The sequence below is a fragment of the Glycomyces sp. NPDC050141 genome, assembly GCF_055586545.1.
Genome location: NZ_JBVJHZ010000006.1, coordinates 139,833 through 166,431 on the forward strand (window position 1 = coordinate 139,833; position 26,599 = coordinate 166,431).

Consider the following 26,599-nt stretch of genomic DNA (forward strand, 5'->3'; position numbering starts at 1 on the left):
GTGAGGTTCCCCACGATCGGGATATTCGCCTGTCACAAGCCCGCCACAGCTCCCGGGGGCGGAATTTCGGGTCAATAAGATGGCGTTGAAGCAGTCAGTTCAGGGAGCCGTCCCTGGAACGCCGAACCATCACAGGAGCGAACCCGGTGAGCGAAATCCGCGACGTCATCATCATCGGCTCGGGCCCCGCCGGCTACACCGCCGCGCTGTACACCGCCCGCGCCGACCTGCGCCCGCTCGTGTTCGAGGGCTTCCAGTTCGGCGGTGCGCTCATGCAGACCACCGAGGTCGAGAACTACCCGGGCTTCCCCGAGGGCATCATGGGCCCCGAGCTCATGGACTCCTGGCGCAAGCAGGCCGAGCGCTTCGGCGCCGAGCTCGTCTCGGACGACGTCACCCGCGTCGACCTCTCCGGTGAGATCAAGAAGGTCTGGGTCGGCGACGACGAGTACCAGGCCAAGGCCGTGATCCTCGCGACCGGCTCCGCGTTCCGCCCGCTCAACGTGCCCGGCGAGAACGAGCTGATGGGACGCGGCGTCTCGGCGTGCGCCACGTGCGACGGCTTCTTCTTCCGCGACCAGCACATCGCGGTGGTCGGCGGCGGCGACACGGCGATGGAGGAGGCCACGTTCCTCACCAAGTTCGCCTCGAAGGTCACCATCGTGCACCGCCGCGACGAGTTCCGCGCCTCCAAGGTCATGGCCGAGCGCGCCCTCGCGAACCCGAAGATCGAGGTCGCCTGGAACTCCGCGGTCAAGGAGATCAAGGGCACCGACGGCAAGGTCTCCAGCGTCGAGCTGGTCGACACGGTCACCGGCGAGGAGCGCGAGCTGCCCGCCACCGGCCTGTTCATCGCGATCGGCCACGACCCTCGCTCGGAGCTGTTCAAGGGCCAGGTCGAGCTCGACGAGTCCGGCTACGTGAAGGTGGCCGCCCCCTCGACCCGCACGAACCTCGAAGGCGTGTTCGCCGCGGGCGACCTCGTCGACCACACCTACCAGCAGGCGGTCACCGCTGCCGGCACCGGCTGCGCGGCCGCGCTCGACGCCGAGCGCTACATCGCCTCGCTCAACGACTGATTCATCCCGCTCTATTCGACATACAGGAGGTTGCCCATGGGCGCCATCAAAGCAGTTAACGGCCAGGCCGAGTTCCAGGCCGAGGTGCTCGAGTCCGACAAGCCGGTGCTCGTCGACTTCTGGGCCGAATGGTGCGGGCCTTGCAAGAAGGTCGCCCCGGTCCTCGAAGAGCTGGCCGCCGAGACCGACGACTTCGTGATCCGCAAGCTGGACACGGACGCGAACCCGGAGATCACCCGCGAGTACCAGGTCATGAGCGTCCCCACGATGATCCTGTTCAAGGACGGCAAGCCCGCCCAGCAGCTCATCGGCGCCCAGCCCAAGGCCGCGATCCGCAAGTTCCTCGGCCAGTAGGCCGAACACGTACAAGGGCGCGATACCGTTCGGTGTCGCGCCCTTCGTCATGTCCCGTCTCAGTCGAAGACGTCGCCGCCGCGCTGCGTCCCGGGCCGGTCGATCCGCGAGCGCCCGCCGGTCGTCGTCTCGCCGAAGAACTGCTCCAGCTCGATGTCGTCGAGCTTGAACCACTCCACCGAGTCGTTGAACACCGACGACTCCTCCGCCTCGACGCTCCGGTCGAGCGCCGAACGCAGCTCCAGGCGCAGGCGCGGATAGCGCGGGTCGGTCCGCACGGTCTTGAACCCCACCGAGCGGTAGAAGTCGGCGGGGACCAGGCACGCGCGGGCCTCGCCCTTCGCGTCGCCGAACGTCTCGATCGCGTAGATCCCCCGCCGCGCCACGTCGGCCGCGACAGTCTGCACCAGCTGGCGGCCCAGGCCCGTGCCCGCGAACGTCGGGTTCACGTAAGCCGTCATCAACAGCGCCGCGTCCGGCGAGACCGGCCCCGAGGGGAACTCCATCGAGCGCGGCACGAACTTCGGCGACGCGTAGGTGACGTACCCGGCCACTTCCTCGCCCTCGTAGGCGATCCGGCCGCACCCTCCCCATTCGAGCAGCGTGTGCGAGAGCCACGCCTCCTTCTCCAGGGCGGGTTCGCCGACGTCGCGGGCCGCCTCCGCGCACAGGGGTGAGAGTTCCCAGAACACGCAGGCGCGGCAACGCCCCGGAAGGTCTTCCAGGGAGTCCAGTGTGAGGTTCACCATGCGCCGATGCACCCGTCCAGACTACGTCGGCCACGCGTCCACATGACGGAAAACACGCGCGGCCTTCGCTCCTTGTGATAGTAGAGTTGTCCGATCGCACGTCAGGTGCCGGTAACCTGGGCAGAACACTTCCGCCCGGCGGGTCAACCGCAGGTACGGGCCAGGCGTGTCAGTACGAGATCCCGCGCGAGCCGCGCCGATCCAGCACCGCTGGACGACACCGCCGCACCGACCCGCGACCACGGATCGCGGGCGACGAGGACCACCAGAGGAGGTCTCCGCGTGTCCGGTACAACACTCGACGATTACACCGGTCGCTACGCATCCCGGGTTCACGGGATGGCACAGTCGGAGATCCGCGCACTGTTCTCGGTCGCATCGCGCCCCGAGGTCGTCTCCCTCGCCGGAGGGAACCCCTACACCGCAGCGCTCCCCATGGACGAGCTCGGCGAGATGTTCACCCGCCTCCTCTCCCAGGTCGGCGCCGAAGCGCTCGGCTACTGCCCCGGCCAGGGCAGCGTCGCGCTCCGCGAAGCGCTGTGCGGGGTCCTGGAGCTCTCGGGCATCCGCGCCTCGGCGGACGACCTCGTCCTCACCACCGGCGCGCAGCAGGGCCTCGACCTGCTCGCCCGCACCTTCCTCGACCCGGGCGACATCGTGCTCGCCGAGGGTCCCACCTACGTCGGCGCGCTCGGCGCGTTCCAGGCCGCGCAGGCCGACGTCCGGCACCTGCCGATGGACGACGACGGGCTCATCCCCGCCGGGCTCGAAGAGGGCCTCGCCGCGCTCGAACGCGAAGGGCGCCAGGCGAAGTTCCTGTACACGATCCCGACGTACCAGAACCCGGCCGGCGTCACCCTCACCGAGGGGCGCCGCGAGGAGATCCTCGCGATCTGCGAGCGCCACAACCTCCTGATCATCGAGGACGACCCGTACTCGATGATCAACTTCGAGGGCGCCCCGCCCCAGCCGCTGCGCGCTCGCGCCGAACGCGGCGTCATCTACCTCGGCACGGTCTCCAAGATCTTCGCCGCGGGCCTGCGCCTCGGCTGGGTCCTCGCGCCGCCCGCGGTGCGCGACAAGCTGCTGCTGGCGATCGAGGCGTCGATCCTGTGCCCGTCCGGGCTCACCCAGGAGGCCACGCTCCGCTTCCTCACCGAGATGGAGTGGCGCCAGCAGGTGAAGGTCTTCAACACGCTCTACCGGGACCGCCGCGACGCGCTGCTCGGCGCGCTCGGCGACTACATGCCCGAGGGCATGACGTGGACCGTGCCGGGCGGCGGCCTGTTCATCTGGGCCACGCTCCCCGAAGGGCTCGACTCGAAGGCGATGCTGCCGCGCGCGCTCCAAGAGCGCGTGGCGTACGTCCCGGGCACCGGTTTCTACGCCGACGGCAACGGCCGCAGGGAGATGCGCTTGAACTTCTCGACCCAGACCTCCGAGACCATCCGTGAAGGCGTCCGCCGCCTCGCGGGCGTGGTCGCGGGCGACATCGACCTGCGCGACACCTTCGCCGGAGGCCGCGCATGAAGGAGCACGCCGCAGCCTCGGACCTCCGCGTCCTGATCCTCGCCGGAGGCATGTCCTACGAGCACGAGATCTCGATGAAGTCGGGCCGCCGCGCCGCCGACGCCCTGCAGCGCCAGGGCATCGCCTGCGAGGTGCGCGACCTGGACGGCGAGCTGCTGCGGGTCCTGCAGGAGTTCCCGCCGGACGTCGTGCTGCCGCTGGTGCACGGCGCGGCCGGCGAGGGCGGCTCGCTCCAGGCGGTGCTGGAGCTCTCGGACATTCCGTTCGTGGGCACCGGCTCCATCGGCGCGCGCCGCGCCTGGAACAAGATCACCGCGAAGGACCTCCTGCGTTCGGCCGGGATTCCGACCCCCGACTGGACCTCGATGCCGCGCCAGGCGTTCTCGGACTTCGGGGCCCGCAAGCTCCTCGACCGGATCGCCGCGAAGATGGGCCTGCCCCTGATGGTCAAGCCCAACTCGGGCGGCTCGGGCATGGGCGTGCACGCCGTGCACAAGGAGGACGACTTCCCGTCGGCGATGATGGGCTGCTTCTCCTACGGCGACGAGGCCCTCATCGAGACCTTCATCGACGGCCGCAGCATCGCGGTCGGCGTGATCGACCTCGGCGACGGCCCCGCGGCCCTGCCGCCGGTGGAGATCGTGCCGCTGCACGGCGACTACGACTACGCGGCCCGCTACAACCCGGGGGCGACCCGCTGGACCGTCCCCGCGGCGCTCGGCGAGGCCGTGACCGCCCGCGTGGCCGAGCTGGCCGTCGAGGTGCACCGCACGCTCGGGCTCGGCGACATGTCCCGCATCGACATGATCGTCGACGACGCGGGCGGCGTGCAGGTCCTGGGCGCGAACGTCGCGCCCGGCACCACCGAGACCTCGTTGCTGCCCATGGCGATCAAGGCCGCCGGGCTCGACTTCGGCGAGGTCCTGGCGACCATGGTCCGCCAGGCGATCGCCCGCTCTTAGGACGCTGAACGACGAGAGGGTGTCGATGTTTCACGTGAAACATCGACACCCTCTCGTCGTTCAAGCACTCAATCGTCCGTGAGCCACGCGGCGATGTACTCCAGGTTCATCTGCCACTCGTGCTCCTCGACCGGCGGCAGGATCTCGTCCCACATCGTCATGAACGGTCCTCGCAGTTGGAGGTAGCCGTGCGGGCGGGCCAGGAACCACTGCTGCAGGTGCGCGGTGCCGTCGCCCCAGCGGTTCACGTGGACCTGCGCGACCGACTCCAGGGACCGGATGGCCCGTTCGAGCCGCACGGTCAGCACGCCGAGCTCGGCCGCGTGCATCGTCGAGAGGTCCCCCAGATCGAGGTGCGCGCGCGGCTCCAGGATCACCACGACGGGCAGCCCGCTGGGCGCGGGCGGGCTCTTGAGGCGCCACCGCTCGTTGGACCAGAGGTAGGCGGAGTCGGGCGTGTGGCAGGCCGCGCACTGTTCTTGGCGGTCGCCGCGGCGCGGCGGCTCGGCGTCGACCGGTTCCTGCAGGGGCTTGATCTGCAGGTCGCCTTCGAAGGGAAAGGCGGGCCAGTCAACGAATGGGGGCAGGGTCGGGCGCACGCCGTTCGAATGCACGCTGTTCGAAGGCACGCTGTTCGAAGGCGGAGTCGGGTGTTGTCGGCTCTGGTTCGAAAGGTCGGGCTTGGAATTCGGGCCGGGGGTACTCGCAGATGCCACCATCGAAAAATACCGCATGAATGCGAGACTGGAAACAGCCGGAATCCACCTTTTGGCAGATTTCCACGGGGTTACACGGCGTGTCGCGGCGGGACACCCGATAGTGGACTGACAGGTACTCCGCGAACTGGGCAATCGCCGTCAGAATGCGAATTCGGGGTCGATAGTGACGTGCGCCCATATGGCGGGAAGAGACTGTCGTCAGGGCGGGTCGGTAGGGCAAGCTGGAAGGCGTGCAAGCAACAGTTACTGATAGCTCCACGCCGGAGGCGTCGCCCGTTTCGGGCGGCGATATCGCCGTGCTCGTGGACCCGCCGGTGACTGCCGCGCTCGTTGACGAACTCAGCCATCTCTGGGTGAGAGTGACGAACGCCGGCGGTTCCGTCGGGTTCGTCCCGCCGGTCAACATCGACGAGGTTCGCCCTCACACCGTTTCCATTCTCGCGCGAGTGATCGACCGGACTGACACGCTGGTCGCTCTAAAGGAAGGAGCCGCCATTGTCGCTTGGTGTGTTCTCACATCAAACGACAGCCCGCCGCGCCAGGGCTGGCGGACCATCCGCCACGTCCAGGTCGACCCCGCCAGGCAAGGCGGCGGTCTCGGCGGCAAGCTTTTGGCGGCTGTGGACGAAGTCGCACGGGAACAGCTCAAGCTCGACGCGCTGACCCTCAAGGTCCGCTCGGGCACCGGCGCCGACGCGTTCTATCGGCGGCACGGATTCAGTGAGGTCGGCCGTCTGCCGCGCGCGGTGCGCATGGCCGACGACGACTACAGGGACGACATCATCATGTGGCGGGAGCTCTCCTAAGGGGAGCGAACGAAGCCAAGCAGCCGGGGCGATGTTTCACGTGAAACATCGCCCCGGCTTTTCGCTATCCGGGGACGGCGCAGGCGGCGCGATGCCGCGGGAGGTGCCGCGGGAGGTGCCGAGCCGAAGGTGCGGTGCCCACGGTGGCGGGCTCTCGCGATGGCGGGCGCCCGCGCTACCGCGCGCGGCGGCGCGGCGGCGCGGCGACTGGCTATAGGGCATGCCCCTTCCCACCCGCATCCACCTCCGACCACCTGGGATAAATAAGACCACTCTCCCACATGGGTCCGACATTGCCCTTTAATGCGAGCACTCATCGCATACTCGGGGATGCGAAACGGCCCTCCGGATCTTTGATCCTTTGGGCCGCTTGGGCTTTCCTCGATCCAGTGTGATCGGCTATCTGGCGCCGGTCTGCTCGGGTCTGCTACTCGACGCCGATCTGTTCGACGATGCGGTCGAGGTCGGCGAGGGAGCCGAACTCGATCGTGATCTTGCCCTTCTTGCGGCCCCAGGCGATCGACACCTGCGTCTCGAAGTGATCCGACAGCCGCTCCTTCAGCTCTTCGAGCCCGGGCGCCTTGATGCGGTCCTTCGCGCTCCGCGCGGAAGAACTGCGCGGCTCGTCGAGTTCCGGCTTCTCCTCCAAGCGGTTCGCCGTCACGAGCTCCTCGGTGCTCCGCACCGAGAGGCCCTCGCTGATGATCCGCTCGGCGATGTGCTCCTGCGAGTCCGCGCTGTCGAGGCCGAGCAGCGCCCGCGCGTGCCCGGCCGTCAGGACGCCCGCGGCGACCTTCGTCTGGACCGTCGGCGGGAGGCTGAGGAGTCGGATCATGTTCGCGATCGTCGGGCGGCTGCGGCCGATCTTCTTGGCCAGCTCCTCCTGCGTCACGTTGAACTCTTCGAGCAGTTGCTGATACGCCGCGCCCTCTTCGAGCGGGTTCAGCTGCACGCGGTGGATGTTCTCCAGCAGCGCTTCGCGCAGCAGCTCCTCATCGGCCGTGCGGCGCACGATCGCCGGGACCGACTCCCAGCCGAGCGCCGTGGCGGCGCGCAGGCGCCGCTCGCCCATGACGAGTTCGAAGCGGGCGCCGTCCTCGCGCGGCTCCTCGGGAGTCCGCTCGCGGACCGCGATCGGCTGGAGCATCCCGACCTCGGTGAGCGAAGTCTGGAGCTCGGAGAGGTGCTCGTCGTCGAAGATCTGACGCGGCTGCTTCGGGTTCGTGCCGATGTCCGCGATCGGAATCATCTGGAAGCTCGCGCCGGGAACGGGCACGAGTTCCGGACCGTCCGATGTTTCACGTGAAACATCAGGCTGGGCCGGGGTCGATGTTTCACGTGAAACATCGCGCTTCGCGGGGGCCGCCTGCCGGGGCGCCGCAACCGGAGCTGGGGACGGTTCCGGGTCCTCGTCGGTGGTGGTGGTCTCGGCCAGACCGGTCGGGATGAGCGCCCCGAGTCCGCGCCCGAGCCCTCCGCGTTTCGCCGCAGCCATCGACTAGTTCCCGCCCTTCTGGTTCTTGCCGCGCCGGGAGAGCTTCGCGCCGCGGCGCGCGATCTCCTCGGCCGCTTCGAAATAGCTCGTCGCGCCCCGCGAGCCGGGGTCGTACGTCATGATGGACTGCCCGTATCCGGGAGCCTCGGAGACGCGCACGGAACGCGGCACGACCGCGTCGAGCACGATCTCGCTGAAGTGCCCGCGCACCTCCTGCTCGACCTGGTCGGCCAGCTTGGTCCGCTTGTCGTACATGGTGAGCAGGATCGTCGAGACCCGCAGGCGCGCGTTCAGGTGCGCCTTGATCAGCTCGATGTTCCGCAGGAGCTGCCCCAAACCCTCGAGCGCGTAGTACTCGCACTGGATCGGGATCAGCACCTCCTCGGCGGCCACGAGCGCGTTCACCGTGAGCAGGCCGAGGGACGGCGGGCAGTCGATGAAGATGTAGTCGAGCTCCCCGCTGAAGGAGGCGATCGCCTTCTCAAGGCGCCCTTCGCGGGCGACCACGTTGACGAGTTCGACCTCCGCGCCGGCCAGGTCGATGGTCGCCGGGACGCAGTAGAGCGAGGGGATGCCGTCGACCGGCACCGCGATCTCGTCGAGGGACTGGCCTTCGACCACGCCCTCGTACACGCTCGGCGTGCCCGCGCCGTGCTCGACACCGAGTCCGGTGGAGGCGTTCCCCTGCGGGTCGAGGTCGATGACCATCACGCGGTTCCCGTGCAGCGCCAAGGCGACTGCGAGGTTCACGGTGCTGGTGGTCTTGCCGACCCCGCCCTTCTGGTTGGCGATCGCGATGACGCGGCGCCGCGGCGGCCGGGGCATCGTGACGCTGCCGGAAGGGTTGAGCACCCGCACAGCCCGCTGCGCCTCGCGCGCGAGCGGCAGGTCGTCGTCCAAGGGGTCGGGCTGCTGCGGCACCGGCGTCTCGGTCTTGACCCGGCCGTTCTTGGCCGACTCCTCCGGTGCCAGATGCCGTCCCGTCCGGCCACGCGATGTGGATCTACCCATCCCGTCCCGCTCCCCCCCGTTGCCAGCCTGCGCTGGTTCACCCCGTTGCGACGGCGTGCCGCCGTCCGCATCGGACTCCATCGTCACCGATTCTGGCCCACCTTGCCCGAAGGCCGGAGCTGCGCCACCCGGCGCCGGTGAAGTTTCTCGGTAGCGGTACCGCCGAGTCGGGGGCGCCTCCTCGCTCACGGCCGCATCGAGGAGGTTTCTGATGCGCCGTTCGGCCGGGGTATCGCCGCCAAGGGAGTTCTGGTGTTCACGATCTTCAGAAGGAAGGGGGTCGCGCACGTTCACCGCCACAGACTACGGGCCGGATGTTTCACGTGAAACATGGCCCTGCTCGGAGAAGCTTACGAGCCATACACTATCCGAACGCTGCGCAGCCTGCCGAGCGCAAAGCGTAGAAACCACAACGACGGATGCCGCGATGATCGTCTCATCGCGGCATCCGTTGCGGTGCAATGGTATTCGGTGTTGTCGGTGGCGGAGGTCGTTGCAGGGCTTGTTTAGCGGATTCGCTCGATCTTCACTACCGTTGCGGGGATGCTGAAGTCGTCCTCCTCGGAGAGTTTGGACTCACCGCACGTGAGGATCTCGGCCTTGCCGCCGCCGGAGCGCTTGATGAGCCCGCCGCTCTCGGTGACTTCCAGGGACGCCCCCTGGCCCTTGATCGCCATCATCGAGCCGCCGACCCGGGCCAGCGGCAGGCACCAGCCAACGAGCTTCGCCAGGGGCGCGACTGCCCGCGACACGACCACGTCCGCCCGGCCCCTCGGGTCGACCTCGTTGGCGCGTGCGCGCAGCACTTCCACGTTCTCGATGCCGAGCGCCTCGATGACCTCCGTCAGGAAGTCCACGCGGCGCTGCATCGGCTCCACGAGGGTCACCCACAGGTCCGGCCGCGCGATGGCGAGCGGGATGCCCGGCAGTCCTCCCCCGGAGCCGACGTCGATCACGTCGGACTTCTCGGGGATGAGCTCCTCGACCACGGCACTGGAGAGGACGTGCCGTCCCCACAGCCGCGGCACCTCGCGCGGCCCGATCAGGCCGCGCTCGATCCCGATGGTCGACAGCAGGCCCACGTACGCCTCGGCCAGTGCCATCCGGTCCTCTTGTGCTCCGAACACAGAGGCCAATGTTTCACGTGAAACATTGGCCTCGGCGGGTTCGGAGCCCGTCGGCTCCTCAGTCATGTTTTCCTGCTACTCCGGCTTCACGACGACCCGGCGGCGCGGCTCGGCGCCCTCCGACTCGCTCTGGACGCCGTCGGTGGCGTTGATGACGTCGTGGACGCACTTGCGCTCGAAGGCGCTCATCGGGTCCAGCTTGACAACCTCGCCGGACTCGATGACCTTCTTGGCAGTGCTCTCGGCCAGCTCCGCGAGCTTCTTGCGACGCCCGGCACGGTAGCCCCCGATGTCGAGCATCAGGCGCGAGTGGTCACCGGTCTTGCGGTACACCGCGAGACGGCAGAGCTCCTGCAGCGCCTCCAAGGTCTGGCCCTTCGGACCCACGAGGCCGTTGAGGTCTTCACCGACGATCTCGACCTGAGGACGGTCGCCGACCACCAGTTCGTCGATGTCCCCGTCGAGGTCGAGGATGTCGAGCAGGCCTTCCATGTAGTCGGCCGCCACTTCGCTCTGCTCAAACAGGTCGTCTTCGGAGGCCACCTCGTCCTCCCGCACCGTTGCTCCCATAATTGCCAACTCGTCCTATCGCTAGTTATAAGCCTAGTTTGCACCATTGTGGCTGATCCGACAGCGCCTGCGCAGCCGCGGACCGTCCCCCTAGCCTTTTTTCTTCTTGGAGGCCTGCTGCGCGCCGCTGACCTTCTTGGCCCGTGCGATGCGTTCCGCCCGTGAGAGGTTCTTGCCCGAGCCGGGGCCGCCCTTGGCCTCGGTCTTCGGCGCTTCCGAGCCGTTCGCGTCGCTGACGTCCGCGGGCTTCTTCGCGGCCCCGCCCTGAGCCTTCGAACCCTTGGGCTTCGCGCCCGGCTTCGGGGCGAGCTCCTTGCGGCGCTGCTCGGCCTCACGCTGCTCTTCGAGCATCTTGTCGTGGGCCTTCGAGCCGGGCTTCGGCGGCTTCGTCGCGGCGTTCTGCGTGGGCGGCGGGTACTTGTGCAGCACGTACTGCTGCTGCCCGAGCGAGAACAGGTTGTTCACGGTCCAGTAGATGACCACGCCGATCGGGAAGGCGCCGGCGGAGAAGATCATGATGACGGGGATGCCGTAGAGCATCACCTTCTGGATCATCCGCTGGTTCGGGTCCTCGTTCCAGCCGGTCTTGAGGATCATCTGACGCGTGGTCAGGAAGGTCGTGAGGATCATCGTCGCGCCGAGGATGCCCGCCACGAGCTTGACGTCGAGCGCCGAGGAGCCGACCTTCTCGAGCTCGGAGCCCGGGGTCAGGAACGTGCTCCAGAACGGGGCGCCGAAGAGCTTCGCGTGGACGTAGGAGTTCCAGTCCGACAGCGGGCCCGCGTCGATACCGCTCCAGCCGTAGGAGTCCGTGAACTTCTGCTGGGTCGGGTCGGGGCGGCGCAGCACGTGGAACAGCGCCAGGAAGACCGGCATCTGGATGAGGATGGGAAGGCAGCCCATGAGCGGGTTGGCCTTCTCCTTGCGGTACAGCTCCATCATCTCTTTCTGGAGCGTCTCGCGGTCACCCTTGTAGCGCTCCTGGAGCGCCTTGATCTCCGGGGCGAGCTTCTGCATCGCGCGCTGCGACTGGATCTGCTTCACGAAGAGCGGGAAGAGGATGATGCGCAGAGTGAGCACGACGCCGATGATGGCCAGAACCCAGGCCCAGTCGGTGTCGAGGAATCCGTTGTCGCTGCCGAAGACCTTCGTCCAGAGGTCATGCCATCGCAGCAGTACCCAGGACACGCCGTCGTAGGCCCACTCCATCACTTGCGGACTCCAGTCTGCTCAGTCTTCGAATGCAAATCACGGTCATCCCGTGGGGGTACGGGGTCATGGCCCCCAGGATGAAAGGGGTGGCACCGTCCCAGCCGTCGCAGGCTCAACCATATGCCACGTACGACTCCGTGCCGGGACAGCGCCTCAAGGGTATATGCGCTGCAACTGGGGTAGAAGCGGCAGCGGGCGGGTAGCGCCGGGCTTATCCACCGACGGTACGCGATCACCGGAGCGGCGACCACTCGCACCGCGAGGCTTTCACCACGGTGGGAAGGGGTCTCGGCCAGGACCGCGGAGGGGGTCGGCTCGGCCGCGGCGTGCGTCATGGCGTGCTCCGGCGGGAGGCCTTGCGGGCGGACTCCACGGCCTCGGTGAGGTCGCGCTGGAGCTGGGCGAAGTCGCGTTCGGCGGCGCGCGGGGTGGCGCGGACTACGACGTCGGTCCCGGGGGGCCAGTGCGGGAGTTCGGCGGCGACGGCGTGCCGGAGGCGGCGCTTCACCTTGTTGCGCGCCACCGCGTTGCCGACGGCCTTGGAGACGACGAAACCCGCCCGCGCCGTGCGGTTCGCATCGGCGGCGGGCGGTGTCGGCGGCTGGGCCGCTAGGTCTTCGTTCTGAGCGATCGCAGGTGCCCAGTGCACGACGACGCCGCCGCGGGCGGCGCGGCGGCCTCGCTTGAGCGCCGAACCGAAGTCCCGGCTGCTGCGAATGCGCGCGTCGGCTGGAAGCACTTGGATCACGTCCTCGTCGAGGCCCTTAGCTAGAGCCGCAAGGGACCGGGAGGCAAGCGCTCAGACGGTCAGCTGCTTGCGACCCTTGTTGCGGCGCGCGTTGACGATGGCGCGGCCGGCACGGGTCCGCATGCGCAGCCGGAAGCCGTGGGTGCGCTTGCGACGGCGGTTGTTCGGCTGGTAGGTGCGCTTGCTCACGACGGATGTCTCCCATTACAAATAAGTTGCTGCTGCGCCGGACCTCGGGCCCAGCCCCTGACTTGGGGCTACGGGGACGCGGAGAACAGCCTAGCAGGGCATTCATACAGCGCCCGCGCCGCGGACGGCGGGTGTGGCACGCCCCTCTCGTTCGAGAGGGCAACTCGCTCATGTTACTCGCCGCGTCCGGACCGTCGCCACCGCGGGGTGCCCCTTCGGGCGGGGTCGGCACTGTCCTTCCGCGAACGTCCGCACGCGGACGACCGGGGCCTGTGCAGGAGCGTCGCGGCCCTCGCGAGCTGCCTGTGGATAACTTTGCGCGACTCGCGGACGACTTCAGAATCACCCGAACGGCTTCGTCGGCGGGCTCACATAAAAACGCAGGTCATGACCGTGATTCAGGAAACATTGTCACAAGGCGCGCATGTGCACAGGCCAGCTGAAGGCCTGTGGATAACCTGTGGAAAACTTGCTGGAGCGCACTGGGGATAACCGGGTGCGGCGGTGCGGATCGCCTGTATCGGAGCCTACCTGGTGCGGCCCCCGAACTTCGCGAAACAGCCCGTTCATGGACAGAAGAAGCGAGGGATGGCGAAGGTGACCGACCAAGATCTGTCGGCAGTCTGGTCGGCGGTGTCCGCCGAGCTGGCTGACGCGTCGGCGCTCACCCGCCAGCAGTCGGCTTGGATGCGGCTGTCGCAGCCGGTCCTGTCGATGCCCGGCACGTTCATCGTCGCAGCCCCCGACAAGTTCGCGCGTTCGGCCTTCGAGTCGAAGCTGCGCGTGCCGATCAGCGAGGCCCTCTCCCGGCAGCTGGGCCAGCCGACGCAGATCGCGGTCACCTTGCAGGAGAAGCAGGCCGAGCCCGCGCCTGTGAGCGAGGAGCCCCAGCCGGTCGTCGAGGCGCCGGTGAACGGTTCCGCCGCCCCGGACGCCACGATCGTCTTCGAGCGGCCCCAGTTCGACCAGCCTCCGGTCATCGAGCAGCCTGTCGAGCGGCACGTCGAGGAGCCGGTGGAGCCGCCCGCGCCCCGCAAGCCGATGCAGGCGCAGAACCCGCCGAGCCTGTTCGACACCTCTTCCTTCCGTCCCGGTGACGCGGAGGCGCCGCGCGCGCCCGAGCCCGCGGAGGCTCCCGAGCCCGAACGGCCCGCCGCGATCCCGCACCAGCCGGTGCGCCCGGCGGAGGCTCCCGCCGAGGTGCAGTCCCGTTGGGACGACCACCCGCCCGAGCCGCCCGGGGACGAGCTCGAGCGCGTCCTCTCGGAGTCGGCCGCGCGCCAGGGCAACAAGGAGCACGGCGCGATGCCGCCGGTCGCGCCCCCGCCCTCGGACGACCCGGACCCGGCCCGCCGGGGCGGGATCACCAAGGCGCACAGCACCACCGCGCCGGTGAAGGCCGTCGACGGGGTGGGTCGGCTCAACCCGCGCTACAACTTCGACACGTTCGTCATCGGCTCCTCGAACCGCTTCGCGCACGCGGCGGCGTTCGCCGTGGCCGAGGCGCCCGCGAAGGCCTACAACCCGCTGTTCCTCTACGGCGGCTCCGGGCTGGGCAAGACGCACCTGCTCCACGCCGTGGGCCACTACGCGCACGACCTGGGCACGGCCCAGTCGGTGCGGTACGTGACCACCGAGGAGTTCACGAACGACTTCATCAACTCGCTCTCGGACCGGCGCCAGCAGGCCTTCCAGCGCCGCTACCGGGATGTCGACATCCTCCTCATCGACGACATCCAGTTCCTCATGGACCGCGAGCGCACGCAGGAGGAGTTCTTCCACACCTTCAACGCGCTGCACAACGCGAACAAGCAGCTGGTGATCTCCTCGGACCGCTCGCCGAAGCAGCTGCAGACCCTGGAGGACCGGCTGCGCACCCGCTTCGAGTGGGGCCTGCTCGCGGACATCCAGCCGCCGGACCTGGAGACCCGCATCGCGATCCTGCGCAAGAAGGCCGTGCAGGACGACCTGAACATCCCGACGGACGCGGTGGAGTTCATCGCGACCCAGATCCACCACTCGATCCGCGAGCTCGAGGGCGCGCTCATCCGCGTCACCGCGTACGCGAGCCTGAACCGCAAGCCGGTGGACCTCGGCCTGGCCGAGGAGGTCCTGCACGACATCATCCCCGAGAGCGGGAAGAACACCGAGGTCACGGTCGACCAGATCATGCAGGCCACGGCCGACTACTTCGGCGTGCAGGCGGCCGACCTCAAGGGGAACTCGCGCTCGCGGGTGCTCGTGAACGCCCGCCAGGTCGCGATGTACCTGTGCCGGGAGCTGACGGACATGTCGCTGCCGCGGATCGGCCAGGCGTTCGGGGGCCGCGACCACACCACGGTCATGCATGCGAACAAGAAGATCCGCAAGCAGATGGCCGAGCGCCGGGCGCTCTACACGCAGATCGCCGAATTGACGAACCGTTTGAAACACACCGGCGAATGAGCGGGCCTGTGGATAACTCTGTGGAAAAGCTGTGCATAACCGCGAATTTCTGTGGAAAGCCTGTGGACAGCGTGTGGATAACACGCGGGAGTGCGATTCCGACTCGCGATTTTCCTGTGGGTAACCCTGTGCATAACCTGTGGATAAGCTGTGGACAGACCTGTGGATGAGATGTGGAAAACTCGGCGATTGTCGGAGGCTGTGGATAAGCTCCTGATTCATCCACAGGTTATGCACAGTCCGTCCACAACCCCGCAACCGGGAAGACCTGCGAAAAGGCGGGTTTTCCACAGTTTCCACAGCACCGACGACTACGACGACAGTTATATCTATAGAGAGTTCATTAGTAATAGCGCTGTGAACAACCGAGCAACAGCCGCGAAGGAGCAAACCCATGAAGTTCCAAGTTGACCGAGACACCTTCGCCGACGCGGTCTCTTGGACCGCGAAGAGCCTCCCGGCCCGCCCGTCGGTCCCGGTCCTCGCGGGCGCCCGCCTCTCCGTGGACGAGGGCAAGCTGACGATCTCCGGTTTCGACTACGAGATCTCCACCCGCGTCACCGTCGACGTCACCGGCGAGTCCGCCGGTACCGCCCTGGTCTCCGGCAAGCTGCTCGCCGAGATCGTCAAGGCCCTCCCGCACAAGCCCGTGGACTTCGTCGTCGACGGCCCCCACGCGGAGCTCACGTGCGGCTCGGCGCGGTTCACCCTGCCGACCATGCCGCTCGAGGACTACCCGAGCCTCCCGCAGATGCCCGAGGCCATCGGCACCATCGACGCGGACGAGTTCGCGAAGGCCGTCGCGCAGACCGCCGTCGCCGCGGGCAAGGACGAGACCCTGCCGACGATGACCGGCGTCCAGGTCGAGATGACCGGCGGCGGCATCGGCATGCTCGCCACCGACCGCTACCGCATGGCCATCCGCGACTCCTCGTGGGAGCCCGGGGCCTCTGACGTGGCCGTCACCGTCCTCGTACCCGCCAAGGCACTGGCGGACACCGCCCGCACCTTCGGGACCTTCTCCGGCCCCGTGACGATCGCCGTCCCCACCGGCGGCGAAGGCGCCCCCGGCATGATCGGCTTCATCGCGGGCGGCCGCCAGACCACCTCGCGCGTCCTCGACGGCCAGCTGCCGCCGCTGCGCAGCCTCCTGGCGACCTCGTACGCGACCACCCTGCGGGTCAAGACCTCCGAGCTCATCGAGGTCGCGCGCCGCGTCGCGCTCGTCGGCGACCGCAACTCGCCGATCCGCCTCTCGTTCGACGAGGACGGCCTCGTGGTCGAGGCGGGCGGCGCCGAGGACGCGAAGGCCTCCGAGGCCATGGACTGCACGCTGGAAGGCGAGCCGGGCAAGATCGCGTTCAACCCGACCTACCTGCTCGACGGTCTGTCCGCTGTGGACGCCCCGTACACGGCCTTCAAGATGAACGAGCTCGGCAAGCCGGTCGTGATGACCGGGCAGCCCGCGCCCGAAGATGAGGAATCTGACACAAACCACGACGTGTACCTGTACATGCTGCAACCATTGCGTTGGGACGCCTGACCGCACAACGACGTGAGTGACCCTGGCGCGTACTTCGCTCAACCGCGGAACACCTGAAAGGGGGCGCGACATGCAACTCGGCATGATCGGGCTCGGCAAGATGGGCGGCAACATGAAGTTGCGGCTCGAAAAGGCTGGACACCAGGTCGTCGGCTACGACCGCAACCCCGACGTCGCCGACGTCGGCTCGCTCGCCGAACTCGCCGCCGCCCTCGAGGGCCCGCGGGCCGTCTGGGTCATGGTCCCGGCCGGCGATCCCACCACGTCAACCGTCAAGGAGCTCGCCGAGCTGCTCTCCGAGGGCGACATCGTCATCGACGGCGGCAACTCGCGCTTCACCGACGACGCCGTGAACGCCGCGCTCCTGGCCGAGCGCGGCATCGGCTACGTCGACGCGGGCGTCTCCGGCGGCGTCTGGGGCATCACCGAGGGCTACGCGCTCATGGTCGGCGGCGCCGAGGCGGACGTCCAGCGGCTCATGCCGATCTTCGACGCGCTCAAGCCCGAAGGCGAGTTCGGCTTCGTGCACGCGGGCGGCGTCGGCGCCGGCCACTACGCCAAGATGGTGCACAACGGCATCGAGTACGCCATGATGCAGGCCTACGCCGAGGGCTACGAGCTGCTCGAGGCCTCCGAGTACGTCGACAACGTGCCGGAGATCTTCAAGTCCTGGCGCTCGGGCACTGTGATCCGCTCCTGGCTGCTCGACCTCATGGACCGCGCGCTCAGCGACGACCCGGACCTGGCCCGCGTCAAGGGCTACGTCGAGGACTCCGGCGAGGGCCGCTGGACCGTGGACGAGGGCATCCGCCTGCGCGTCCCGCTCCCGGCGATCACCGAGTCGCTGTTCGCGCGCTTCACCTCCCGCCAGGAGGACTCCCCGGCGATGAAGGCCGTCGCGGCCCTCCGGAACCAATTCGGCGGCCACGCCGTCAAGTCCGAGTAGCGATCCACATATCGAACTGCTGTGAGTGCCGGGACGCAGTCTCGGCACTCCGTGCATTCCGGGGAAGGCCGACGGGCATCATAGAGGCGTGCGTGTACGAGAGCTGCAACTGAAGGACTTCAGGTCCTACGCGCACGCCCAAGTCCTGTTCGACGAGGGCATCTCGATCCTGGTGGGCCCCAACGGACACGGCAAGACCAACCTGGTCGAGTCCCTGGTCTACCTGGCCAACCTCCGCTCCCACCGCGTCTCCTCCGACGCCCCCCTGGTCCGCCAGGGCTGCGAGCAGGCCGTCGTCCGCGCCGAGATCCTCCACGACTCCCGCCGCCTCCTCGCCGAGCTGGCGATCGTCCCCGGCAAGTCGAACAAGGCCCGCCTGAACAAGACCGCCCTCCCCCGCCCCCGCGAGATCATCGGCGCGCTCAAGGCCATCGCGTTCGCCCCCGAGGACCTGGCGCTGGTGCGCGGCGAGCCGTCCGCGCGCCGCCGCTACCTCGACGAGCTGCTGTGCGCGCGCTTCCCGCGCTACGCCGGTGTCCGCGCCGACTACGAGCGGGTCCTCAAGCAGCGCAACACCCTCCTGCGCACCGCGTACCTCGCGAAGAAGACCGGCGGCCGCGGCCCCGGCGGCGCCGAGATGGCCACCCTCGACGCGTGGGACGCGCACCTCGCCCACCACGGCGGCGAGCTCATGGCCGGGCGGCTCGCCCTCCTGGAGGACCTGACCGAGCCGATCTCCAAGGCCCACGCGAAGATCGCCGACGGCCGCGCCGAAGTGCACCTCGCCTACGAGTCCGAACTCGGCGCCGACCTCACCGCCGACCAGGACGTCCTCACCGCGCGCCTGGGCGCCGCCCTCGCGGCCGCCCGCGCCAAGGAGGTCGAGCGGGGCTCCACCCTCGTCGGCCCGCACCGCGACGACCTCGACCTCCAGCTCGGCTCGCTCCCGGTCAAGGGCTACGCCTCGCACGGCGAGACCTGGTCGGTCGCGCTCGCACTCCGCTTGGGCGCCTTCGAACTCCTGCGTTCCGACGGCACCGCCCCGATCCTCATCCTCGACGACGTATTCGCCGAGCTCGACGCCACGCGGCGCGAGCGGCTCGCCGAGTACGCCGAGGCCGCCCCGCAGACGCTCATCACGTGCGCCGTCGCCGGGGACGTCCCCGAGCGGCTCACCGGCGCGCGATACGACGTGTGGGAAGGCGAGGTCAAGCGTGTCCTTTAACGGCGGCTACGACTACCGCCCGCGCCCCCGCAGGCGCGGCAAGTCCGACGACCCGCGCTTCCGCAAGGAGTGGTCCGGTCCCGGGCCCGACAAGCGCGACCCCGAGACGCTCGGGAGCCTCCTCACCCAGATCGTGCGCAAGAACGGCTGGACGCGCAAAGTGGCCGACGCCTCGGTGTTCGGCCGCTGGGAGGCCATCGTCGGCCCCGACATCGCGAGCCACTGCCGCCCCGACAAACTCGAGAACGGCGAGCTGCTCGTCATCGCCGAGTCCACCGCCTGGGCCACCCAGCTGCGGTTGTTCTCCCGCCAGATCCACGGCAAGCTGGCGGCGGCGCTGGGCCCGAGCGTCGTCAAGCGCCTGAAGATCGTGGGTCCGACGCAGCCGACTCGTTCCTTCGGCCCGCGCCGCGTACGGTTTAATGGCTCCCGTGACACGTTCTGAAGCCGCGCACCCCTGAGTCCGTAGGGGGGTTCATGTCCCCGCCCCTCGATGCGACTGTGACGACAACGAGGCGCACGGAAGCGGTTACAGATGCCCGGGCCAAGTAGACTTGACGGATGCGGTCCGGCCGGCGCTCGCAGCGTCCGGCCGTCGCCATGGTCGGCCCGCCTACGGGCCCCTTTGGACCAGACATTCAGGCAGGTCCGAGGCCAGATGGCTGAAAAGTGTCACAGCCATGGACTAACTTTTCACTACTGACCGTGAACGACGACAGAAGGAGTTGCCGGTGGCGGCGAAGCAGCAGGACGAGTACAGCGCTGGCTCGCTACAAGTCCTCGAAGGCCTCGAGGCCGTCAGGAAGCGCCCGGGCATGTACATCGGCTCGACCGGCGAGCGCGGCCTGCACCACCTCATCTGGGAAGTCGTCGACAACTCGGTGGACGAGTCCCTGGCGGGCTACTGCACCGACATCGTCGTCACCCTCACCGAGGACGGCGGCGTCTCCGTTGAGGACAACGGCCGCGGTTTCCCGGTCGACCTCCACCCCAAGCTGAAGAAGCCCGGTGTCGAGGTGGCCCTCACGGTCCTCCACGCGGGCGGCAAGTTCGACTCCCAGACCTACGCGGTCTCCGGCGGTCTGCACGGCGTCGGCGTCTCGGTCGTGAACGCGCTGTCGAACCGGGTCTCGATCGAGATCCGCCGCGACGGCCACGTGTGGCGCCAGGACTACAAGCACGCCCAGCCTGGGCCGCTGGAGAAGGGCGAGGCGGCCGACACCACCGGCACGATCCTCACCTTCTGGCCCGACGGCGACATCTTCGAGACCCTCGAGTTCGACTACAACACCGTCTACCGCCGCCTCCAGGAGATGGCGTTCCTCAACGGCGGCCTGTCGATCACGCTGCGGGACGAGCGCCCCGACCACCACGACGCCGACGGCAACGTCCGCCAGGTGGTCTTCAAGTACGACGAGGGCATCGCCGACTTCGTGCGCCACCTCAACGCCGCGAAGTCGCCGATCCACCAGTCGGTGGTCGCCTTCGGCGCCGAGGAGCCCGAGCAGACCCTCGAGATCGCCATGCAGTGGAACGAGTCCTACGGCGAGTCGGTCTACACGTTCGCCAACGGCATCAACACGCACGACGGCGGCACCCACGAAGAGGGCTTCCGCGCCGCGCTGACGAACACGATCAACAAGTACGGCCTCGAGAAGAAGATCATCAAGTCCGAGAAGGACCGCCTCTCGGGCGAGGACATCCGCGAGGGCCTGGCCGCGATCATCTCGGTGAAGCTGCGCGAGCCGCAGTTCGAGGGCCAGACGAAGGCGAAGCTCGGCAACACCGAGGTCAAGAGCTTCGTACAGAAGGCCTGCAACGAGCACCTTCCCGACTGGCTCGACCGCCACCCCAAGGAAGCGCGGATCATCATCCAGAAGGCCTCCAGCGCGGCGAACGCCCGCAAGGCCGCCGCGCAGGCCCGCAAGCTCGCGCGCCGCAAGAGCCTGCTGGAGTCCTCCTCGATGCCGGGCAAGCTGGCCGACTGCCAGTCGACGAACCCGGAGGAGTGCGAGATCTTCGTCGTCGAGGGCGACTCGGCCGGCGGCTCCGCGAAGCAGGGCCGCAACCCGCGCACGCAGGCGATCATGCCCATCCGCGGCAAGATCCTGAACGTGGAGAAGGCCCGCCTCGACAAGATCCTCAAGAACAACGAGGTCCAGGGCATGATCACCGCCCTGGGCACCGGCATCCACGAGGAGTTCGAGGCCGAGAAGCTCCGCTACCACAAGGTCATCCTGATGTCGGACGCCGACGTCGACGGCCACCACATCAACACCCTGCTCCTGACGCTGCTGTTCCGCTTCATGCGCCCGCTGGTGGAGCTCGGCCACGTCTACATGAGCCAGCCGCCGCTGTACAAGATCAAGTGGAACAAGAAGGGCGACCAGGTCTCCTACGCGTACTCCGACGCCGAGCGCGACCGCCTCATCGAGGAGGGCATCGCCTCCGGCAAGGCGGACCCGCGCCGCTCCGAGGGCGTCCAGCGCTACAAGGGTCTCGGTGAGATGAACTACACCGAGCTGTGGGAGACGACCATGGACCCCGCGCAGCGCAACCTGCTCCAGGTTCAGCTCGATGATGCGGCAACCGCAGACGAGCTCTTCAGCGTCCTGATGGGTGAGGACGTGGAGAGCCGCCGCCGCTTCATCCAGGAGAACGCCAAGGATGTCCGGTTCCTGGATATCTAAGACGGCCCGCCGACCACGTTCCGACTGACAAGCAAGGAAGCACTGGTGCCTGAGAACAACCAAGACCAGCTTGAGATCCCGGAGGGCCACGGCCGCATCGAGCCGGTCGGCATCGAGGTGGAGATGTCGCGCTCCTACCTCGACTACGCGATGAGCGTGATCGTCGGGCGCGCGCTGCCCGACGTGCGTGACGGCCTCAAGCCCGTCCACCGCAAGATCCTGTACGCGATGTACGACGGCGGCTACCGCCCCGACCGCGGGTACGTCAAGTGCTCGCGCGTCATCGGCGACGTGATGGGCCAGTTCCACCCGCACGGCGACTCCGCGATCTACGACTCGCTCGTGCGCATGGCGCAGCCGTGGAGCCTGCGGTACCCGCTCATCGACGGCCAGGGGAACTTCGGCTCCCCGGGCAACGACCCGGCGGCCGCGCACCGGTACACCGAGTCGCGCCTCGAGCCGCTCGCGATGGAGATGCTGCGGGACATCGACGAGGAGTCGGTCGACTTCGAGCCGAACTACGACGGCAAGACCACCGAGCCCACGATCCTGCCTTCGCGGATTCCGAACCTGCTCATCAACGGCTCCGAGGGCATCGCGGTCGGCATGGCCACGAAGATCCCGCCGCACAACCTGCGCGAGGTCGCCGCGGCCGTCGACTGGTGCCTGGAGCACCCGGAGGCCACCGAGGAAGAGGCCCTGGAGGCGATCCTCGGGATCATCACCGGGCCCGACTTCCCCACGGGCGCAACGATCCTGGGCCGCGCCGCCATCGAGGACGCGTACCGCACGGGCCGCGGCTCGATCCGCATGCGCGCCGTCATCGAGGTCGAAGAGGACTCAAAGGGCCGCGCCTGCCTGGTCGTCACCGAGCTGCCCTACCAGGTCAACCCGGACAACCTCGCCGAGCGCATCGCCGACCTCGTCAAGGAGGGCAAGCTCGGCGGCATCGCCGACATCCGCGACGAGTCCTCCGGCCGCACCGGCATGCGGATCGTCGTCGTGCTCAAGCGCGACGCGGTCCCGAAGGTCGTGCTCAACAACCTGTACAAGCACACGCAGCTGCAGGACACGTTCGGCGCGAACATGCTCGCCCTGGTCGACGGCGTCCCGCGCACGCTGAACATCGCGCAGATGGTCCGCTACTACGTGGCGCACCAGATCGAAGTGATCGTGCGCCGCACCCAGTACCGGATGCGCAAGGCCGAGGAGCGCGCCCACATCCTGCGCGGCCTCGCCAAGGCCCTCGACCTGCTCGACGAGACGATCGCGCTCATCCGCCGCTCGCCTTCGGCCGAGGAGTCGAAGCAGGGCCTCATGACCCTCCTCGACGTCGACGAAGTGCAGGCCGTCGCGATCCTCGACATGCAGCTGCGCCGCCTCGCGGCGTTGGAGCGGCAGCGGATCATCGACGAGCTCGCCGAGATCGAGACGAAGATCGCCGACCTGGCCGACATCCTCGCCAAGCCCGAGCGCCAGCGCATGATCGTGCGCGAGGAGCTGGGCGCGGTCGTGGCCCGCTGGGGCGACGAGCGGCGCACGGTGATCATGCCGGACGCCGGCGAAGTGTCCATGGAGGACCTGATCGCCCGCGAGGACGTGGTCGTCACGATCACCCGCGGCGGGTACGTCAAGCGCACCAAGACCGACTCGTTCCGCTCGCAGAAGCGCGGCGGCAAGGGCGTCCAGGGCGCGCAGCTGAAGCAGGACGACATCGTCTCGCACTTCTTCGTGTGCACCACGCACGACTGGATCCTGTTCTTCACGAACAAGGGCCGCGTGTACCGCGCGAAGGCGTACGAGCTGCCGGAGGCGAGCCGCACGGCCCGCGGGCAGCACGTGGCGAACATCCTCGCGTTCGGCCCGGACGAGCACATCGCGCAGGTCATCCAGCTGGCCCACTACGAGGTCACGCCGTACCTGGTGCTGGCGACCCGCAACGGCCTGGTGAAGAAGTCGAAGCTCACGGACTTCGACTCGCCGCGCACGGGCGGCCTGATCGGCATCAACCTGCGCGACGGCGACGAGCTCGTGGGCGCGGCGCTGATCCAGCAGGAGGACGACCTGCTGCTGGTCTCGCGCAAGGCGCAGTCGATCCGCTTCCAGGCGACCGACGACGCGCTGCGGCCCATGGGCCGCGCGACCAGCGGCGTGATCGGGATGCGGTTCGTCGGGGACGACGAACTGCTCACCATGATCGTTCTGCGCGATAATATGGACATCCTCGTGGCCACCAGCCGCGGCTACGCGAAGCGCACTCCGGTCGACGCGTATCCGCAGCAGGGCCGCGGCGGCAAGGGCGTCCTGACCGCGAAGATCACGGAACGGCGCGGCGACTTGGTTGGGGCGCTGTCGGTGACGCCGGACGACGAGCTGTTCGCGATCACCTCGGAGGGAGGCGTCATCAGGACTCCGGTGCAGCCGGTCCGTCAGACTTCGGACCGCAACACTATGGGCGTCAAGCTGATCGACCTGCCCGAAGAAGTCTCGCTGCTCGCGATCACCCAGAGCGCCGAGGAACCGGAACCCGATGAGGGGCAGGACGAGTAGATGACCGACGCGAAGGCCACCGCTGCGGCGACCGAGCGCGAAGACGACGTCCCGGAGTTCGACTCCGCGGCGTCCGAGCCGGCGAAATCCGATGACGCCCTGTCCTCGGTCTCGTCGCCGCCCGCTCCCGCCCATGACCAGACGCTGACGCTGCGCCGCCCGCCGGGCATGACGCCGCCGCCGGTCACGCCGGAGTCGGTCCCGTCCCCGCCCACGGGCAACACCGCGGCCAACCAGGCCGCTGGCGTGGCCTCCTCGGCCCGCGTCGCCGACGCGGTCCGCGCCGCGCGCGCTGCGGTGAGCCAGGCGGCCGCCCGCGGTCCGCGCCGGGCCCGCCTGCGGCTCAAGCGGATCGACCCGTGGTCGGTGATGAAGTTCTCGTTCGCCGTCTCGATCGTGCTGTTCATCGTGATGGTCGTGGCGACGACGGTCCTGTACATCGCGCTCGACGCGATGGGCGTGTTCGACACCGTCAACGACATGCTGCAGATGCTCATGGGCTCGAACGCCGACGACGCGGCCGGAGGCACTGAGGCGTTCCGGATCACCGCGAAGGGCGTCATCGGGGCCGCGGCCCTGCTCGGCGTGGTGAACATGGTGCTGTTCACGGCGCTGGCGACGCTCGGCTCGTTCATCTACAACGTGTGCGCCGACCTCGTGGGCGGCGTCGAGGTGACGCTCGCCGAACGCGACTAGTAGCGACTGAAACGGATGCCCGCGGCCTTCCCGGCCGCGGGCATCCGCGTTCCCAGTGACGGCCGTCCCTTCAGGCAGGGGGCCTGTTGGGAGAATCGGCGGGGCATGAGGTAATCTTTCTCAGCGCTGCCGATAAGGCAGGCAACCTGCAAGGGCGTATAGCTCAGGTGGTTAGAGCGTCGAGCTGATAACTCGAAGGTCCCAAGTTCGAGTCTTGGTACGCCCACCAACAACCCGCCGTTTACCGGCGGGTTTTTTCATGCCCTGTGGCGAACGCCGCCCCTCGGAATAGCCGGGCCTCCCCCGAGCCTTGCACCTAGCGGACCCGATCCCTTGAGAAAGCAGCCTGACCATGCCCGACGCCCCCCGCTCGTTCCTGTTCCTCCTCGGCAGCGCCCGCACCGGCGGCAACACCGAGGCCCTCGCTCGCGCCGCGGCCGAGCACCTCGAGCCGGGTGCGGCGCAGCGCTGGATTCACCTGGGCGAGCTGGGCCTGCCGCCGTTCACCGACCGCCGCCACGCGGGGGACGGCACGACGCCGTCCGCTGAGGGCGCCGAGCAGATCGTGCAGGACGCGACCCTGGCCGCCACGGACATCGTGATCGCTTCGCCGCTGTACTGGTACTCGGTGAGCGCTTCAGTGAAGAACTACCTCGACTACTGGTCGGGCTGGCTGCGCGTGCCGGGCCTGGACTTCAAGGCCCGCATGGCGGGCCGCCGCCTGTGGGCCGTCACCGCGCACGGCGACGGCGCCCCGGGCGTGGCCGAGCCGCTGGCCGGGACGCTGCGCCTCAGCGGCGAGTACCTGAAGATGGAGTGGCAGGGCGTGCTCCTCGGCTACGGTTCCCGCCCTGGTGACGTGGACAGCGACGACCGGGCGCATCGGGCTGCGAAGACGTTCTTCAATCCCGAGGCCGAGACCCCCGGCGTGCTCTACTGACAGGCACGCCCGGCGGCCGGGCGGGTCGCGGTTCGCTATGCTGAGGCGCATCGTGCAATGCCGATCACGGCGTTGCTGTACGCGGCAATCTCTGATATAAGGGGCCTGGGTCCATGTGGAAGAAGATTCTGATCGTCGCCGGGGTGGCCACGGTCGCGTTCGTAGTGGCCAAGAAGGTCAAGTCGATCAACGACGACCGCACCCTGTGGCACGAGGCCACCACCTCCGCCGAGGACGTTCGCTAGCGAATCGCGTTAGCCAGCTCACTGCGATCCGGGTATCCTCGCTGTTGCGGTGAGCCCTGCGGCGATACTTGTACAGGTCCAGTCTCGTCCGCGCGACTGACCGAGGGGCCTTAGCTCAATTGGCAGAGCACCTGCTTTGCAAGCAGGGGGTTAGGAGTTCGATTCTCCTAGGCTCCACAACAAGGTCTGGCCTTGAACCCAGACCCATATGAAGATCGTGGACGTCAGCGGCACCAGCCTCCGGGTTGGTGCCGCTTTCGCGTTGCTGGTCGAGGTAGGTCAGGAGCGGGGCGATGGTCGCGCTGGTCTCGCTGGTGGTGATGACCGGGGTGCGGGTTTCGTCGGCGTCGAGTTGGAGCTTGGTGAAGCAGATCGTGTTGAGGGTACGGCGGTCGTCGTCGGTGAATGACTCGTAGAGGCTGCGAGGGTCGGCCAGGAGGTCGAGGAACGGCGTGACGATGTCTGCGGCCTGGTCGAGGCGCGGGGTGGCGTCGGCCGTGAGCTGCGCGTCGATGCGCTCCCGTTGGGTGTGGATGTCTTGGATTCTGGCGGTGAGTTTGTCGGTGGGCCAGTCGGGGTGGCCGAGGAGCTCGATGATCTGGTTTTCGAGCACGTCGAGCCGTGCGCGTTCCCGTTTGAGGTTGCGACGCAACGTTTTCGTGGTGCTGTGGTCGGAGGCGGCAGCGCTGGCGAGGCTGCTGCGGGTCTTGGAGGCCTCGGCAGGCGTGAAGGCGATGGTGGCGTAGTGGGCCGCGACGGTGCGCTCGA

Annotated in this window: 26 protein-coding genes and 2 tRNA genes; 18 read left to right on the forward strand and 10 right to left on the reverse strand. The window is 68.3% G+C overall.

Annotation, left to right across the window (positions count from 1 at the left end; translation table 11 throughout):
• Positions 1–146 precede the first annotated feature (146 nt).
• Together trxB and trxA are read left to right on the forward strand one after the other, a co-directional pair.
• Positions 147–1,079, forward strand: a complete 933-nt coding sequence (trxB, locus tag ACZ60M_RS05965; protein ID WP_465415152.1) for a thioredoxin-disulfide reductase — start codon at positions 147–149, stop codon at positions 1,077–1,079.
• A 36-nt stretch (positions 1,080–1,115) separates the two neighbouring features.
• A complete protein-coding gene (gene trxA, locus ACZ60M_RS05970; protein WP_205324616.1) occupies positions 1,116–1,433 on the forward strand; it encodes a thioredoxin in 318 nt (105 codons plus the stop codon).
• A gap of 59 nt (positions 1,434–1,492) precedes the next feature.
• Here the strand turns inward: trxA and ACZ60M_RS05975 are convergent, their stop codons facing one another.
• Positions 1,493–2,194, reverse strand: coding sequence for a GNAT family N-acetyltransferase (locus tag ACZ60M_RS05975; RefSeq protein WP_465415154.1), 702 nt, complete (start codon positions 2,192–2,194; stop codon positions 1,493–1,495).
• 270 nt (positions 2,195–2,464) lie between these two features.
• Between ACZ60M_RS05975 and ACZ60M_RS05980 the strand changes: the two genes are divergently transcribed.
• Together ACZ60M_RS05980 and ACZ60M_RS05985 are read left to right on the forward strand one after the other, a co-directional pair.
• The gene (locus tag ACZ60M_RS05980; protein ID WP_465415156.1) at positions 2,465–3,712 is read left to right on the forward strand and encodes an aminotransferase-like domain-containing protein; all 1,248 of its coding nucleotides are present in this window, start codon (positions 2,465–2,467) and stop codon (positions 3,710–3,712) included.
• Positions 3,709–4,674, forward strand: a complete 966-nt coding sequence (locus tag ACZ60M_RS05985) for a D-alanine--D-alanine ligase family protein (RefSeq protein ID WP_465415158.1) — start codon at positions 3,709–3,711, stop codon at positions 4,672–4,674. The genes ACZ60M_RS05980 and ACZ60M_RS05985 overlap by 4 nt, the downstream gene beginning before the upstream one ends.
• 68 nt (positions 4,675–4,742) lie before the next feature.
• On the opposite strand, the gene ACZ60M_RS05990 is transcribed toward ACZ60M_RS05985, so the two are convergent.
• Positions 4,743–5,288: a hypothetical protein gene (locus tag ACZ60M_RS05990; protein ID WP_465415160.1), complete on the reverse strand. Its 546-nt coding sequence runs from the start codon at positions 5,286–5,288 to the stop codon at positions 4,743–4,745.
• 335 nt (positions 5,289–5,623) lie between these two features.
• On the opposite strand from ACZ60M_RS05990, the gene ACZ60M_RS05995 reads away from it, so the two are divergent.
• Positions 5,624–6,199 (forward strand): GNAT family N-acetyltransferase, encoded by a 576-nt coding sequence (locus ACZ60M_RS05995; protein ID WP_465415162.1) that lies wholly within the window; start codon positions 5,624–5,626, stop codon positions 6,197–6,199.
• A gap of 427 nt (positions 6,200–6,626) precedes the next feature.
• Here the strand turns inward: ACZ60M_RS05995 and ACZ60M_RS06000 are convergent, their stop codons facing one another.
• The 8 genes from ACZ60M_RS06000 to rpmH form a co-directional block, all read right to left on the reverse strand.
• Positions 6,627–7,694, reverse strand: coding sequence for a ParB/RepB/Spo0J family partition protein (locus ACZ60M_RS06000; RefSeq protein WP_465415164.1), 1,068 nt, complete (start codon positions 7,692–7,694; stop codon positions 6,627–6,629).
• Positions 7,695–7,697: 3 nt separating this feature from the next.
• A complete protein-coding gene (locus ACZ60M_RS06005; RefSeq protein WP_465415166.1) occupies positions 7,698–8,705 on the reverse strand; it encodes a ParA family protein in 1,008 nt (335 codons plus the stop codon).
• Positions 8,706–9,211: 506 nt separating this feature from the next.
• Complete coding sequence (gene rsmG, locus ACZ60M_RS06010) at positions 9,212–9,898, reverse strand: 16S rRNA (guanine(527)-N(7))-methyltransferase RsmG (protein WP_465415168.1); 687 nt, start codon at positions 9,896–9,898, stop codon at positions 9,212–9,214.
• A 9-nt stretch (positions 9,899–9,907) separates the two neighbouring features.
• On the reverse strand, positions 9,908–10,402 hold the full coding sequence (locus ACZ60M_RS06015) for a Jag family protein (protein ID WP_465415170.1): 495 nt from the start codon (positions 10,400–10,402) through the stop codon (positions 9,908–9,910).
• Between the two features lie 90 nt (positions 10,403–10,492).
• Positions 10,493–11,614, reverse strand: coding sequence for a membrane protein insertase YidC (gene yidC, locus ACZ60M_RS06020; protein WP_465415171.1), 1,122 nt, complete (start codon positions 11,612–11,614; stop codon positions 10,493–10,495).
• Positions 11,611–11,865 carry a membrane protein insertion efficiency factor YidD gene (gene yidD, locus ACZ60M_RS06025; RefSeq protein ID WP_465415247.1) on the reverse strand — a complete coding sequence of 85 codons (255 nt, stop codon included), beginning with the start codon at positions 11,863–11,865 and terminating at the stop codon, positions 11,611–11,613. Before yidD ends, yidC begins: the two co-directional genes overlap by 4 nt.
• Before the next feature lie 80 nt (positions 11,866–11,945).
• Positions 11,946–12,353, reverse strand: a complete 408-nt coding sequence (gene rnpA / locus ACZ60M_RS06030; protein WP_465415173.1) for a ribonuclease P protein component — start codon at positions 12,351–12,353, stop codon at positions 11,946–11,948.
• A 60-nt stretch (positions 12,354–12,413) separates the two neighbouring features.
• On the reverse strand, positions 12,414–12,551 hold the full coding sequence (gene rpmH / locus ACZ60M_RS06035; RefSeq protein ID WP_091053947.1) for a 50S ribosomal protein L34: 138 nt from the start codon (positions 12,549–12,551) through the stop codon (positions 12,414–12,416).
• A gap of 597 nt (positions 12,552–13,148) precedes the next feature.
• On the opposite strand from rpmH, the gene dnaA reads away from it, so the two are divergent.
• The 13 genes from dnaA (at position 13,149) to ACZ60M_RS06100 (ending at position 26,240) form a co-directional block, all read left to right on the forward strand.
• Positions 13,149–14,996 carry a chromosomal replication initiator protein DnaA gene (gene dnaA, locus ACZ60M_RS06040; protein ID WP_465415176.1) on the forward strand — a complete coding sequence of 616 codons (1,848 nt, stop codon included), beginning with the start codon at positions 13,149–13,151 and terminating at the stop codon, positions 14,994–14,996.
• Positions 14,997–15,390: 394 nt separating this feature from the next.
• Positions 15,391–16,539, forward strand: a complete 1,149-nt coding sequence (gene dnaN / locus ACZ60M_RS06045; RefSeq protein ID WP_465415178.1) for a DNA polymerase III subunit beta — start codon at positions 15,391–15,393, stop codon at positions 16,537–16,539.
• Between the two features lie 70 nt (positions 16,540–16,609).
• Positions 16,610–17,485, forward strand: a complete 876-nt coding sequence (gene gnd / locus ACZ60M_RS06050) for a phosphogluconate dehydrogenase (NAD(+)-dependent, decarboxylating) (RefSeq protein WP_465415180.1) — start codon at positions 16,610–16,612, stop codon at positions 17,483–17,485.
• A gap of 88 nt (positions 17,486–17,573) precedes the next feature.
• Positions 17,574–18,710: a DNA replication/repair protein RecF gene (gene recF / locus ACZ60M_RS06055; protein ID WP_465415181.1), complete on the forward strand. Its 1,137-nt coding sequence runs from the start codon at positions 17,574–17,576 to the stop codon at positions 18,708–18,710.
• Entirely contained in the window at positions 18,700–19,155 is a 456-nt protein-coding gene (locus ACZ60M_RS06060; RefSeq protein ID WP_465415183.1) for a DciA family protein, read from the forward strand. Before recF ends, ACZ60M_RS06060 begins: the two co-directional genes overlap by 11 nt.
• Before the next feature lie 286 nt (positions 19,156–19,441).
• Complete coding sequence (gene gyrB, locus ACZ60M_RS06065) at positions 19,442–21,400, forward strand: DNA topoisomerase (ATP-hydrolyzing) subunit B (protein WP_465415185.1); 1,959 nt, start codon at positions 19,442–19,444, stop codon at positions 21,398–21,400.
• 45 nt (positions 21,401–21,445) lie between these two features.
• A complete protein-coding gene (gyrA, locus tag ACZ60M_RS06070; RefSeq protein ID WP_465415186.1) occupies positions 21,446–23,950 on the forward strand; it encodes a DNA gyrase subunit A in 2,505 nt (834 codons plus the stop codon).
• Positions 23,951–24,646 (forward strand): DUF3566 domain-containing protein, encoded by a 696-nt coding sequence (locus tag ACZ60M_RS06075; RefSeq protein WP_465415188.1) that lies wholly within the window; start codon positions 23,951–23,953, stop codon positions 24,644–24,646.
• Positions 24,647–24,798: 152 nt separating this feature from the next.
• Positions 24,799–24,875: transfer RNA gene (locus ACZ60M_RS06080), tRNA-Ile, on the forward strand.
• A 123-nt stretch (positions 24,876–24,998) separates the two neighbouring features.
• The gene (locus ACZ60M_RS06085; RefSeq protein ID WP_465415190.1) at positions 24,999–25,586 is read left to right on the forward strand and encodes a flavodoxin family protein; all 588 of its coding nucleotides are present in this window, start codon (positions 24,999–25,001) and stop codon (positions 25,584–25,586) included.
• A 113-nt stretch (positions 25,587–25,699) separates the two neighbouring features.
• Entirely contained in the window at positions 25,700–25,831 is a 132-nt protein-coding gene (locus ACZ60M_RS06090) for a DLW-39 family protein (RefSeq protein WP_218125197.1), read from the forward strand.
• 104 nt (positions 25,832–25,935) lie between these two features.
• A tRNA-Ala gene (locus ACZ60M_RS06095) sits at positions 25,936–26,008 on the forward strand.
• 31 nt (positions 26,009–26,039) lie between these two features.
• Positions 26,040–26,240: a hypothetical protein gene (locus ACZ60M_RS06100; protein ID WP_465415192.1), complete on the forward strand. Its 201-nt coding sequence runs from the start codon at positions 26,040–26,042 to the stop codon at positions 26,238–26,240.
• Positions 26,241–26,599: the final 359 nt, after the last annotated feature.